This window comes from Pedobacter foliorum, from assembly GCF_013266735.1.
GTDB classification, from domain to species: domain Bacteria; phylum Bacteroidota; class Bacteroidia; order Sphingobacteriales; family Sphingobacteriaceae; genus Pedobacter; species Pedobacter foliorum.
Genome location: NZ_JABSNU010000013.1, coordinates 87,421 through 101,397, shown reverse-complemented (window position 1 = coordinate 101,397; position 13,977 = coordinate 87,421). Strand labels below are relative to the sequence as shown.

Below are 13,977 nucleotides of genomic sequence, written 5' to 3'. Positions count from 1 at the left end.
AGTAATGGTTATTAAAACTGCGCCCTCATACCAAAAGTTACCATTCTTGTAATGGGATACTTTGCACCATTAGATCCCAATTCCGGATCCCATATCTTGAATTTACTGAAGGTCAGCAAGTTTTGACCAGAAGTATAAAAATACAAAACCGGCACACCTGCCTTTTTCATAGATTCTGACGTAAGTGTATATCCTAGAGAAGCCTGTTTTAAACGGATATAAGAACCATCCTTAAGCCAGTGAGTGCTGTTCAAATAGTTATTATCGGAAAGACTACCTACAGTTAAACGAGGATAATACGCATCCTGACGAGGATTTTCGGGTGTCCATCTATCTAAAACTTTAGCAAGGGTATTGTTTTGATATTGACCTAAACCAGAGAAAGGTACCACACCTACTCCATCAGCTCCCATACCATTTCCCTGAATATATGCGCCATTCGCCATAATTCCTACATCAGCCACTCCTTGAAAAAACAACGAAAGATCAAATCTTTTATATGCTAAAGAGAAACCTGCCCCATACAACCAGGAAGGAAAAGGCGATTTACCCAATCTTTTGCTATCATATGCATCAATAACCCCATCACCATTCTGATCCACATAGCGAATATCGCCAGGAAGCACAGTGCTGAATTTTTGTTCAGGACGTGAATCTATATCATCCTGATTGGTAAAGTATCCATCAGCAACATATCCCAAAAACTCATTATAGGCATATCCTGCTTGGCTTTGGTAGGCATACTTTCTTTTAGGCTCATCGGCAAAAATAATTTTATTCTTACTGTAGGTTACATTTCCAAATACCCTTACACCAACAGCACCAATCTGATCGTTATACTCAATGCTTGCATCTATACCCCGATTACTCATTTCACCTAGATTTGCAAAGATTGCAGTTGAACCGAAGCCTCCTATTGATGAAATTGATTCTCTTCTGATTAGAATATCTTTACGTCTCTCATCAAAAGCATCAACAATTAGATTGAACCTATTGAACAAACCTATCTCAAGTCCGATATCTCCTTTGTACGACTTCTCCCATGTTAAGTTTTCAACACCTATTAGATTTTCAGTTAAACCACCGTACCATGTTCCATTTAGTCCGAATCCGGCACCTCCACCTTCACCAATTTGTGTTAAATAAGGGAATCTACTCGCCTCATTACCTATGTTATCATTACCAACTACACCATAAGAACCGCGAAGCTTTAAAAGACTAAATGTCTCAGTAAATGGCTTAAAGAAACTTTCATTAGAGATTACCCAACCTCCAGATATTGAAGGGAAAACTCCGAATTTCTTACCTTTTTCAAAATTCTCGGAACCTGTGTATCCTGCATTAACTTCAAGTAAATACTTATCCATATAGCCATAGGTGATCCTTCCGGCTAAACTTTGATTACGGAATGGAATAGAGCCAATCACATTCCCGGCAGTACTTACCAGTCTATTCCTCATGTTATACAAAAGCATTCCACCGAAACGATGATTTCCAAAGGTTCTATCATAATTAATATTCCCCTCTAAATACATCATCCTTTCACCAGTAGAAGATTGACTGTAACCTAAAAACTGCTGTCCGATTCTCGTTTGCGTATACATCAATTCGCCATTACCATCACGACCAATCGCTTGCCAATTGTCATTTATACCCGACCTTCTGTTATCAAACTGTCCGTAACTGTCAAATGAAAATCTTGCATAAGACGACAAACCAGGGGTTAGCGCATCTAATTTTTGATTTACAGTAAACACGGATTGAACTGAGGGTCTAAATTCATCAGAGTACCCATTGTTCTGAACATCATTTAAAGGATTGGTACCGCCATTTGTTACAGGGCCTGCCCATTTACCATCAGGATATCTCGTAGGATAAGCAACAGGCGTGGTCGCATAAGACTGATACCATAAACTACCTGCCGAAATACCCGGATAACGGGCATTTACCAACATTGCTCCAAGATTCAGTTGCAATAAAGTGCTTTTAGTCACATTTACATCAATATTACTTCTAAAGTCATACCTCTTAAAGTCCAGATTGGGATTAAAACCATTCATGTTGGAAACTTTGTATGGGCCAGTTTGATTATAAAATGAGCTTGAAATGTAATATCGCACAGATTCAGTACCACCATTTATATTTAAGTGAGCATTAGTTAATGAAGAATGACTTTTGTATACCTCATCTATCCAATTTACATTTGGATACATATAAGGATCTAAGCCACTCGCCGTTTTCTGAATAGTTTCTTCAGAAAAGTTTGGAAGAAGCCCCATATTGGTTCTTGCTTCATTTAACAATTGCATGTATTGAATCCCATCCAACATCTTTGGCCTTTCTGTAAAAGCGGTAAATCCATTTTCTGCTTTTAAAGAGATCTTAGCTTTACCTGCCACTCCTCGTTTAGTGGTAATGATCAATACTCCATTTGCACCTTTTGCACCGTACATCGCTGTTGAAGAAGCATCTTTAAGAAGGGAAATACTAGAAATATCCTCGGGATCAATGTTATTAAATGAACCGCCAAAATCGCTATTCACATCATCACGCTGAACACCATCCACAATGACAAGTGGCGAGGTATTTCCTTTAAATGTTCCTAACCCACGAATAGTAAACTGTGAATTGTCGTACCCAGGCTCTCCACTTGATTGCATAGAGATAATACCGGCAACCTTTCCGGCCAATGCATTAGAAAGATTTGCAACCGGGGTTCTCATATCAGCCATATTCACAGAACTGATTGAGCCGGTTACAGTAATTTTCTTCTGAGTTCCATAACCAACTACTATAACTTCCGAAAGCTCATCAACAGCTTCTTTAAGTACCACATTTACTGCAGACTGACCGTCGACAGAAACCTCCTGAGTAATAAAACCCGTGTATGAAAAAATAAGGATAGCATTAGGCGAAGTAACAGCGATGCTAAAATCACCATTACTATTAGTAGTTCCTCCGCCTGTTTCACCCTTTATTCTAACCGTTACCCCAGGTATTCCTTTACCTTGCGGGTCAATTACACGGCCTCGTATATCGATAACACGGGCAACAACAGGTTTTCTATTTAAAAGATTGTTAACCTTTTCTCTAATCACAACCGTCCTATCCTCTATGGTATAAGACAGCGGTTGGCCACTGAAAATTTTTTCCAGCACCTCATTCAGTTCTACAGAATTAACCTTGATATCTACCGTCTTTGCATTTTGCAATAACTCTTCGGTATATAAAAAGTCGTAATTACTTTGTTTTCGTATCTCTTTAAAAATACTCTTTAGGGTCGCCTTTTTTTCAGAAAGCGTTATCTTTTGCGCGAAACCTACTGCACTCACCTGCATTATGGTTGCTATTAATATTACGGTGGTTAGTCGCATAATCAGCAGTAGTTTATTGATATACTTTTCGAGCACACCAAGTTCATTAGCATAATTTTTATACATTTGTTAGTCTGGTTATTAGCGAGTTGATTATTGCACTTGTTTAAAGCTCAATAGTTGATTCGCTGGTTAAAGTTGATTGAATCGCAAGTTTTGTTGACTTAGTAATCGAGACATTAGCCAGTTGTGTTGCAAGCACTTCTGGCTTTTTTTCACCCAAGATTACTTTATACCTTGTAAGTAGTTATTTCGTAACTATAATCCTCCTTTCTTCAATTATAAAGTGAACCTTATCAGTATATTCTAGTTTTCGGAGTACTTGTGAAACATTCTCAAAACGGCTCACCGTACCGCCAAATTTATCTTTAGAAACATTCCCTTTAAATACAACATCTACATTGTACCACCTCGAGATCTTTCTCATTACAGATTCGATACCTTCACTATCGAACATAAAATATCCATTTTTCCAGGCCAATACCTCATCCACATTTGCCTCAACAATCCTTAGTCCACCTATGCCATTTACAGCTTGATACCCAGGTTTAAGTATCTGTTCCATCCCAGAAGCTTTAACTAAGACAGACCCTTCTATAAGTGTAGTTTTGATCATTGGTTCATCTGTATAACTGTTGATATTAAAATGCGTACCCAGAACTTTTATCTCCTGGTTTTCAGTTTTAACTATAAAAGGATGTTTTTTATCCTTAGCCACTTCAAAATAGGCTTCACCTTTTAATTCAACACGTCTTTCTTTAAGAGTAGCAAAAGAAGCCGGATAAGTCAATGACGATGCTGCATTCAACGACACCTTACTACCATCAGGCAAAATCACTTGATATTGTCCACCTCTTGGTGTTTCAATATTGTTAAAAGCTGCATTTGCAACGTTACCGGACTCTAACGCATAAATAATTTTTCCATCAGCCAGTTTAGTAACAGACACACCTGGATCAGCAGCTAACATTCCGTTTTTGGCATCGGTGAGGACTATTTTTTTTCCATTTGCTAATGTAAGTATCGCTTTGTTTCCACCAGGGGCTATATCGTGAGCCAACTCGTCAGACTTCACATCCTGTTTCGAATAATAAAAAACACCAACACTTAAAGTGACGAGAATAACAGCCGCAGCAGCAATTTTACTCCAATACCAATTCCTTACGGGCAGAACCTCTATTTTATGATCGTCCTTAATTGTATCTTGTATTTTATCATGAAGTCTGGCGATTTCATCTAAAGACATTTCTGCCTGATGGCTACTGCCAACCAATCTGGATGCTTCCTCTGCGAGCACAAAATCCCATTCGCTTTTATTGCTTCCTTTTTCAATAAGCATAAAAACCCTTTCAAGTTCATCCTCACTGCATTGATTGTTTAAATATTTGGTAAACAGGTGTATGATTTCGTTGTTCAATTTCCCTCCTTTTGTAACTAATACAATTGGGATCAACGATACATCTATCCTAATGAAAAATATTATTTTATTATTGTGGCCATTAGCACAATCATAGCACTCCTAATTGTAATAAAGCCTCTAATAGATTTTAGCGCTTTTACCATTTGATTATTTACAGTGCTTTCGGAAATACCTAGTTCCAGGGCTGCCTGTTTATAGGTTAATCCCTTAATTCGACAACGAATAAATACTTCCCTCCGTTGTTCAGGTAAACTTTTTATAGCCTCACTAAATATGGAGCTGCTTTCGCTATAATCGAGTAAAAGCTCAGTAGCGTTTTCCTCGCTAACTGCACTTTTTTTAATCTCCTCCATTATGCTTGTTTCATGCTGAGCCCGTTTTAAGAGGTTAAGCAGATGTCTGCGCGCAATTGTATACAAATAAGGTTTAAACAGCTGTTCAGCGTCTATTTTATCACGATTTTCCCAAACCTTAATAAAAGTATCATGAACAACATCTTCTGCAAGAAGCGACGACTTTGCTGTTCTTAAAACAAAATACTTTAATTGTTTAACATGTAAATAATACAGACTGCTTAAAGCATTAGCATCACCCTCCCTAAGAAGTGTGATCAATTCCTTTTCACTGTAATTATTATAAATGTTCATTCGGTTTGGTTCCCAACCCGAAACTACGAAAATTAAGACAATATATATATGTTATTAATTCTCAACTATTAATCCTTAGCTAGCCGCCGCTACTTTTCATGCTCCTTCAAATAGCTGCTATTCTTAGATTTTAAAGAAAAGTCCCTTAATAACTCTATCTCACTTGAGTCATATGGCGTAAAATCACCACGAAAAAGATCATGTTGCCATACCGCAGGTATAGGGTCCGCAGGGCGATGTCCCCATGGAAGATCCGTTTGCGTTTTACCATTTACCAGTCCCCATAACATACATCCAACCTTTTCATTATAGAAAACAGCCAGATTATCTTTAATTACAGACCCATTAGGCCTATTCATCCATTCGGTATTAATCAATGGTCTGCCATGTGTTTTAAGTTCTGCAATTTGTTTAATTAGCTCATTTTTATTCCCGTAATTATGGAAAGAAACGATATCTGAATTTGCAATGGCAATATCGTTCAATTGCTTATCTCCATTCCAAACATCAATTGTTAGCGGTTGAGAAGGGTTAACTTCCCTGGCCCATTTAGCCACCTTTTTAAGCAAGGGGAAACTGGCAGAACCCAGCCCACCATTTGTTGGTTCATTGTACAAATCCCAGATAAAAATACGTTGATCATCTTTAAACCTACCAATTACAGCTTTAACATATTTCTCAATTCGAGGATGCGTGGTAGAATCTACAACCATACTGTGCCCCGGACTTGGCGACCATGCCCATGCGTACCATCCTTTAAGTGGCTCCGGTTGTTTCCCAACTTTAGGATCATGGTCAATTCCAAATACACAATCATCAAACAAGGCAGGCATAAATTTAATATTATGCTTATCACAAATCGCCAGGAACTTATCAAGCGTATTTAAAAAATATTCAGGATCATCCTCATAAACCGCATACTGAAGTACCGCCCTTAGGCAATTTAACCCGGTTTTTTGAGCCAATGCCAACTCTTTATCAATAGCTTTGGCATCAAAACTAGTCTTATCCCACATGGCGGTATAGTTAATAGCATAAGCCGGGATGTAATTAAAGCCGCAATAAAACGGCTGTTTATTATACCAGTCCCATATTTTTTGCTTAGGCCAGCGCTGGTCTGTTTGCGCCTTGGCAGGACAAACCAATAGCAATAGCAACAATAAATTTATTGCGTAAAATACCTTTCTCATTACGAAGTTTAAATATTGATTGTTCCTAAAGCACTAATGGATTGATCTCTGATTGCACCAAACCACCTATCGGAGCATTCATCAACCAACGTTCACGATCATTTACCTGCCAGCTATTTTTTGGATCAGCTACCCTTGCTCCATCAGCAACATAAATAATAGTCATTACCTCTCTCATAATATCAGATTGATTACCAGGAGCACTATGAATAGTGTTACCATAATGCCAGGTTGCATCCCCAGCCTGCATGGTAGATGAACGCATGATCGGAAAACCATTCTCATTTACATACTTCTCATACTCAGATTCAGATTCGTCAGAAATCTCATAATTAAACACTACCCCTTTCTTATGAGAATCAGAAGCAAAAGTTAGCATTCCCATTTCTACATCAATGTCTACCAGAGGCATCCACATGGTGATTGTATTATGGGTGTCTAAAGGCCAGTAATACTGATCCTGATGCCAAGGGGTAGGTCCTCCTCCCGGTTCTTTAAACAAAGCCTGGTCATGATAGATGCGTACATTTTCAACACCAAGTAAGTCTGCGGCAATTTTACCCATACGCTTAGCCAGTGTAAATTTCTTTGCATGCTCATCTACTTCCCACAAATTCATGATCTGCAAAAAAGCTTTACCATAGGTATCCCTCTCAGATAAATCTCTCTTTTCTGTATTAAACTTATCAGCTGCATCTTTTATTACATCTCTGTAAATAAGCACTTCTTCAGCAGTAAGAACATTTGGGATTAAAACATGACCGTTTTGGCGAAACTCTGCAGCTTGTGCATAAGTTAAATCATGATACCGATCTAATTCGGGCAATTTAATTGTCGACATGGCTCTATTTTGTTTAGGTTAACATTTGGTGTTGCTATTACTAAATAACTGTTTATATCTAGTTTGCAAAAGGAGTAAATTGTCCTTTTAATGGTTTTTTCTATCCATTTGTTAAAATTAACCCATAGCTTTATGAGAATATGAAACAATTACCATGGCAAGAGCTGCATTTGAAGCATTAGATCCATATAATGACAATTCCTTTCTGCTTCGTGAATTCACAGAGTTTACTGCCCCATACCATTTCCATCCGGAGCATGAACTAACACTTATTGTAAAGGGTAAAGGCAACCGCTATGTTGGTAATCACATGGACGTATATAGCTCCGGCGATCTGGTTCTTATCGGTTCAAATCTTCCCCATTGCTGGAAAATAGAAAACAATCAAAAAGAAAATGATGTTGCATCTGTAGTTATCCAATTTAACAATGACTTTTTAGGCACAGATTTTCTGGCCAAACCAGAGCTATCTCAAATACTACACTTGCTTGAAAGAAGCAAGCATGGAATACAGTTTTTAAACAACACCGCAAAAGAAATAACCAACCGCTTAATTCTCTTGGCTAAAGAGCAAAATCCCTTTAAACGGCTTATCGAATTTCTAGAAATCCTATATACACTTGCAACCTCCAAAGAATATATCCTGTTAGATCAGCAAGACACAAAGGCACAGCCATCAGGAAAAACGGAACGAATTAATACAGTTCTCGGCTATATCATCGACAATTATAAAAACGAAATCTCACTTGATCAGGCGGCGGCATTAATAAATATGACTCCAAATGCCTTTTGCAAGTACTACAAAAAGACCACAAAGAAAACCTTTATAGAAACTGTAACCGATTACCGGATAAATTACGCCATTCAACAGCTGGTAAACTCAGACAAATCTATTTCCGACATCTGCTTTGAAAATGGCTTTGGCGACCTCTCACATTTCTATAAACTATTTAAAAGAAAGATGAAGCTCAGCCCTTTAAAATACCGTAAGGAATTCAGAAAAGATGTCGCCTAATTTATCTTGCCATTAGCCGCATCAGGATTCTGTTTTAAATAGATACGATACAATTCAAAATAGGTAGGAGCATCCAGTAACTCAACTTTGGGATCTGTTCTCTTTAACTCCTCAACCACTTTTACATACCAGCCGGGATCTTTTAAAATATTGCGAAACCAGTGAAATGGTACAGGGCGTTTCCCTACCCTATCCAAAATATGTTTCACCACTACCGCAGGATCATCCTCATTAATATCATCATCTGCACGCAAAACAGGCATATTTCCATGTAAAGAAGTTAATGGTGTTTTCTGAGGAACTATTCCATTAGGGCTAAACTTAGCATAAGCATCCAAACCTTTTTGATTAAGGCCGGGCGCCTGACCATCAATTATAAATCCGGTGATACTCAAATCCCACTTCTCATAATAGGGTTTGTTGTGTGCAACCCATGCATCCAAGCCATCAGGCAATGCAGAAATTGGTCTAGGCTCTTGTAGCATTCCGGGCATTAAATAACCAGCCCCATTATCAGCCGCAGCAAAATAATCATTCCTTGTAGCCGATTCCCTTCGATATTCCATTGCCATTGGCACCCGTTCTTGTAAAACCGGACTAATGCACCACATCAACGGAACTTTGCCTCTTTCCGGACTATCCCATAAGGTAGGCGTAGTTTGAGATACCCATGAGGATGCATCATAATCGCCAACATAAAAAACAAAGAAATTACGCCCTTTAAAATCAACCTTTCCATCAGAAGTTAAATAACCTCTTTGCTTCAAATCTGCTTCTGTAACCCACTTTTGCTCATATTTCTTTTTAAGTGGATAATGCTGCCAGAAAGATGCATTTGCCAATGCACCAAATCCAATAGCATCCGCGTCTTTAAAAGCATTGTAGGCACTAATCACAGCAGAATATTCCCATTCTGTCGGAACATCTTCGTGGCCACCGCCTGCATGTTTTGTATATTTAAAAGCCCATGGAGGGAAACCACCAAGGTATGCATAATCCTTCCCCTTGTTATACTCATAGGCAGTTAGCAACAATTCTTTGAGCGTATTTAGGTCTGTTCCTGTTTTCTGAGTAAGGTCATCAGTTGCAGGTTCATCACCCCAAGGACTAAGGTCAAAGAAAAAACCTTTCTTACTTACAAAGAAATCATGATTAGTAAGCGTATGATGATTTGGTCCTGCCCCGCGAGGGTTTTTCATCCATTGCTGATCAACATAGTATGCGCCATATTTTGTATTGGTTTTGCCAGCTTTGGTATACTTCTCCAAAAACCATAAGTAAGCATCATTTTTTACCGAGCCAGTCGACAGACGTTTAGTCCCGGGAATATTACCTGATCCTGTAAATAACGCTGATCCATTTTTATTAACCAACCACACCTTAACAGGCAACTTAGGCCCTTGTAATACCAAACGGGTATACAAACTGTTTTTACCGATATCATATCGAACAGCAATTACATCTTCCTGTCCTGCAACCGAAGAGGCCACATTACTAGTTGCCGCAACATTAGGATCGTAAACCACTACACCCTTAATATCTACACGATATGCATTAATTAATCCAACAATATCCTGATAAACAACAGTGTCTCTATTACTTAACCATTTATCTTTTTTGCGATATTTATTCCACCAATACCTATCAATATCTGCCGATCCATTCTTTATCATGTAAATATATAGCCTTGGCGATTTCCGGTTTACGATCCCTTGCAGCGTAGAAACTGTGTGCACATCATCCCAAGCTGTTTTTACATCTTCAGCATTGCTTAAATCTTTTGTTAAAGTATATCCCAAATCAAATACACCTATCCGGTCATTTTTTAAAGATTGAGATTTCACATAGGGAGAGAGCAGCACAAAGCAAGCCGTTAGGAATATGCCCTTGGTTAATTTAAAGGTTATCATCAGTTGTGTGTTAATCAGTGAATATAATGAAGTAATATTAATCCTCCTCACCAATCAAAATCAAATGAGGTATTATCCAAGAAAAGCTATATATTTATTTTAAAGTAGCCGAAATATTACAATGTAATTCGTTTCTAACAAACGTGCCAAGATAGATTAGCTACTAACCAAATAAACCGATATTGTATGACAAAACTCTCCACACTAATCGTGTGCCTTTTTTTCCTGCTTTCCTGTGCAGGGTCAAAAAAAGACAATACAAACGCTGTCGCTGAAAACCCACTCTTCACCCTGCTCGATTCTGCTAAAACTAATATCATGTTCAACAATGTGATCAAAGAGGATTTTGATAAAAAAATGCTAGGGTTCTATCAGGGTTTTTACGCTGGAGGTGGCGTAGCTATTGGTGATCTCAACAATGACGGATTAGATGATATTTACTTTTCGGGTAATATGAGTGGCGATAAGCTCTATCGCAATCTCGGTAATATGAAATTTGCCGACATTACTGAAGCTGCCGGGGTAGCTGGGCGAACTCCAGGATGGAGAACCGGAGTAAACATGGTTGATGTTAACGGTGATGGGCTCCTCGATATTTACGTATGCTATGCGGGCAGAGAAGCCGGTCCGGAATCGAAAAACCAGCTTTTTATTAATCAGGGATTAAACAAAGACAGCATACCTACATTTAAAGATGAGGCCGAAGCTTACGGATTGGCTGATCCAGCCTATAGTACACACTCCGTCTTCTTTGATTATGATCGCGATGGTGATCTTGATCTCTTTCTTATAAACGACAACATTAATGTACTTAGCAACCTGGATGACGCTACAATAGAACAATTAAAAAAACAAGATGACCCTCTTTCAAGTTCTAAACTTTTCAGGAATGACAACGGACATTTCATAGATGTGACCAAACAAGCCGGATTACATAGGTCTACGTTATCATATGGCCTGGCTGGAGGAGTTGCCGATATCAATGGCGACGGATGGCCTGATATATACCTGTCTAATGACTATGCCATTCCCGATCGAATGTACATCAACAATGGAGATGGGACATTTACAGATGAATTGCAGAACAAGCTAGATCACGTTTCATTGTTTTCTATGGGTAACAGCATTACTGATGTCAATAACGATGGCTTGCCAGATATATTTACGCTTGATATGCTTCCTGAAGACAATAAGCGTCAGAAGTTATTGTCAGGCATGGACAACTATGAAGCATTCAACATCAATTTACGTAACGGTTTTTATTACCAATATGTACGAAATATGCATCATATAAATAACGGCGATGGCACCTTTAGTGAGGTAGGACAACTGGCAGGCATCTCCAATACCGATTGGAGTTGGGCTCCCCTTTTTGCAGATTATGATAACGATGGTTGGAAGGATCTTTTTATAACCAATGGTTTTATGCGCGATTTCACAAACATGGATGTGCTAAAATACAACGAGAACTATATGAGAAACCTCAATGGCCAGGTAGAAGCAAAGGATTTGGTCGCCTTGCTCAGGAAAGTACCTGCTTCTGATGTGAAGAACTATGTTTATAAAAACAACCGTGACCTTACCTTTACCAATAAAGGATTTGATTGGGGAATAAATATACCATCGAACAGCAATGGCGCGGCATACAGTGACCTCGATAATGACGGAGATCTCGACCTTGTAGTCAACAACATCAATAAAGCAGCCTTCGTCTATCAAAACCAAGGCACCCCATCAACACACTATCTAAAAGTAAAGCTAAAAGGTTCGGGTAAAAATACCGATGGTCTTGGTGCTTTAGTAACGCTATTTAATAAAGGACAGCAGCAGTGCATAGAGCAGATGCCGTCCAAAGGTTATATATCCAGCGTATCTCAAAATCTGCATTTTGGTTTAGGTAAAGAGAAAGTAATTGATTCCGTTAGAATCGTATGGCTTAGCGGTAAAAAACAGGTTCTCACCAATGTTGCCGCCAACAAACAATTAGTCCTTTTAGAAAGTGATGCCAAAGACACTTACCTAAGACCAAAACCATTAAAACCACTGTTCACAGAAATACCTTCGCCAATTGCATCCGCACAAGTTAAAAACGACATCAATGATTATAAGCGCCAGCCCCTGCTTGTCAATGCGCTATCCTTCAACGGACCATGCATGACCAAGGGAGATGTAAATGGCGATGGACTTGATGACGTATTTGTTGGTGGCGACATCAATCAACCGGGTGCAATATTCATACAGCAAAAAGGTGGAGAATTCATTAAAAATCAAAAACCGTTTATAGCTGATGCCGCAAGTGAAGACGCCAATGCTATATTCTTTGACGCCAATGGAGATGGCTACCCAGATTTGTATGTAGTAAGCGGCGGGTATGGAAACTTTAAAGACAATGATCCGTTATTTCAGGACAGGCTATATCTAAATGATGGCAAAGGTAATTTTACCAAATCGCTTAATTCACTTCCAGAAATGCATGTGAGTAAAAGTTGCGCAAGAGTAGGCGATTTTAATGGTGATGGCAAGCCTGACCTATTTGTAGGTAGTCGTGTTACCCCTTCCAAATATCCTGAAGCACCAAAGAGCTTCCTGCTGATAAATGATGGAAAAGGTCACTTCACCAATCAGATTAGAAATATTGCACCGGAACTGGAGCAAATTGGCATGGTCACCGATGCTGCTGTCCTAGACCTAAATGGCGACAAAAAACAAGACCTCATAGTTGTAGGTGACTGGATGCCGATTACTGCATTTATCAATGATGGTGGTAAGCTAAAAAACAAGACAGATAAATATTTTGACAAGCAATACAGCGGTTGGTGGAACACCCTAAAGGTTGAAGACCTTAATGGCGATGGCAAACCAGACCTTGTAGTCGGTAATCTTGGACTAAACAGCCAATGCAAAGTAAGTGACCAAGAACCGGCAGAGATGGTTTACAAAGACTTCGACGACAACGGGGCCATGGATCCTATTCTATGTTTCTACATTTTGGGTAAAAGCTATCCTTACCTAACCCGAGATGAGATTCTCGATCAAATGAGTATCATGCGCGCACGCTTCCCTAATTACAAAAGCTACTCAGAGGCAGGTATAAATGAAGTTTTCACTCCAGAAGAGCTAAAAGGTTCAAAGACCTTAAAGGCTAATCACCTCAAAACGGCTTATTTTGAAAGTACCCGTGACGGCAAATTCAAAGAGAAACAATTGCCGATACAAGCACAGTTCGCTCCGGTCTATACAGTCACTTCTCTAGATTACGATGGAGACGGAAATAAAGACCTGCTTTTATGTGGTAATATCAATCAGTCGCGCATCCGCTTCGGAAAATACGATGCCAACCATGGTGCGCTACTAAAAGGTAATGGAAAAGGTGCCTTCAAATATGTTCCTGAATTACAAAGTGGTCTTAAGCTAAAAGGTGATGTAAGAAGTGTCCTTACCATCAACAACACATTATTCGTTGGAATTAACCAGCAGAAGTTAAGGGCATTCCAGTTTAATCAAAGTCAGCCAACACCATAACCAAAAACGCCAGCTTTCAGCGTACTATAGTACGCTGAAAGCTGGCGTTAAAGTATTA

The 13,977-nt window shown here is 39.0% G+C and carries 8 protein-coding genes; 2 read left to right on the top strand and 6 right to left on the bottom strand.

Translation table 11 applies throughout. From position 1 onward, the window contains the following. Nucleotides 1–11: 11 nt before the first annotated feature. The 5 genes from HQN83_RS20670 to HQN83_RS20650 form a co-directional block, all read right to left on the bottom strand. Nucleotides 12–3,440, bottom strand: coding sequence for a TonB-dependent receptor (locus HQN83_RS20670; RefSeq protein ID WP_173092934.1), 3,429 nt, complete (start codon nucleotides 3,438–3,440; stop codon nucleotides 12–14). A 181-nt stretch (nucleotides 3,441–3,621) separates the two neighbouring features. Continuing rightward, nucleotides 3,622–4,791: a FecR family protein gene (locus tag HQN83_RS20665; RefSeq protein ID WP_173092932.1), complete on the bottom strand. Its 1,170-nt coding sequence runs from the start codon at nucleotides 4,789–4,791 to the stop codon at nucleotides 3,622–3,624. A 62-nt stretch (nucleotides 4,792–4,853) separates the two neighbouring features. Continuing rightward, nucleotides 4,854–5,441 carry an RNA polymerase sigma factor gene (locus HQN83_RS20660; RefSeq protein WP_173092930.1) on the bottom strand — a complete coding sequence of 196 codons (588 nt, stop codon included), beginning with the start codon at nucleotides 5,439–5,441 and terminating at the stop codon, nucleotides 4,854–4,856. 89 nt (nucleotides 5,442–5,530) lie between these two features. Next, nucleotides 5,531–6,631 (bottom strand): glycoside hydrolase family 2 TIM barrel-domain containing protein, encoded by a 1,101-nt coding sequence (locus tag HQN83_RS20655; RefSeq protein ID WP_173092928.1) that lies wholly within the window; start codon nucleotides 6,629–6,631, stop codon nucleotides 5,531–5,533. 25 nt (nucleotides 6,632–6,656) lie between these two features. Further along, entirely contained in the window at nucleotides 6,657–7,472 is an 816-nt protein-coding gene (locus HQN83_RS20650; protein WP_173092926.1) for a phytanoyl-CoA dioxygenase family protein, read from the bottom strand. Between the two features lie 154 nt (nucleotides 7,473–7,626). Here HQN83_RS20650 and HQN83_RS20645 point away from each other — a divergent pair, with 154 nt between their 5' ends. Continuing rightward, nucleotides 7,627–8,487, top strand: a complete 861-nt coding sequence (locus HQN83_RS20645) for an AraC family transcriptional regulator (RefSeq protein WP_173092924.1) — start codon at nucleotides 7,627–7,629, stop codon at nucleotides 8,485–8,487. Here HQN83_RS20645 and HQN83_RS20640 read toward each other — a convergent pair. Next, nucleotides 8,484–10,397 carry a GxGYxYP domain-containing protein gene (locus HQN83_RS20640; RefSeq protein ID WP_173092922.1) on the bottom strand — a complete coding sequence of 638 codons (1,914 nt, stop codon included), beginning with the start codon at nucleotides 10,395–10,397 and terminating at the stop codon, nucleotides 8,484–8,486. The two genes, HQN83_RS20645 and HQN83_RS20640, sit on opposite strands and share 4 nt — an antisense overlap. A 186-nt stretch (nucleotides 10,398–10,583) precedes the next feature. On the opposite strand from HQN83_RS20640, the gene HQN83_RS20635 reads away from it, so the two are divergent. After that, on the top strand, nucleotides 10,584–13,919 hold the full coding sequence (locus tag HQN83_RS20635; protein WP_173092920.1) for a VCBS repeat-containing protein: 3,336 nt from the start codon (nucleotides 10,584–10,586) through the stop codon (nucleotides 13,917–13,919). Nucleotides 13,920–13,977: the final 58 nt, after the last annotated feature.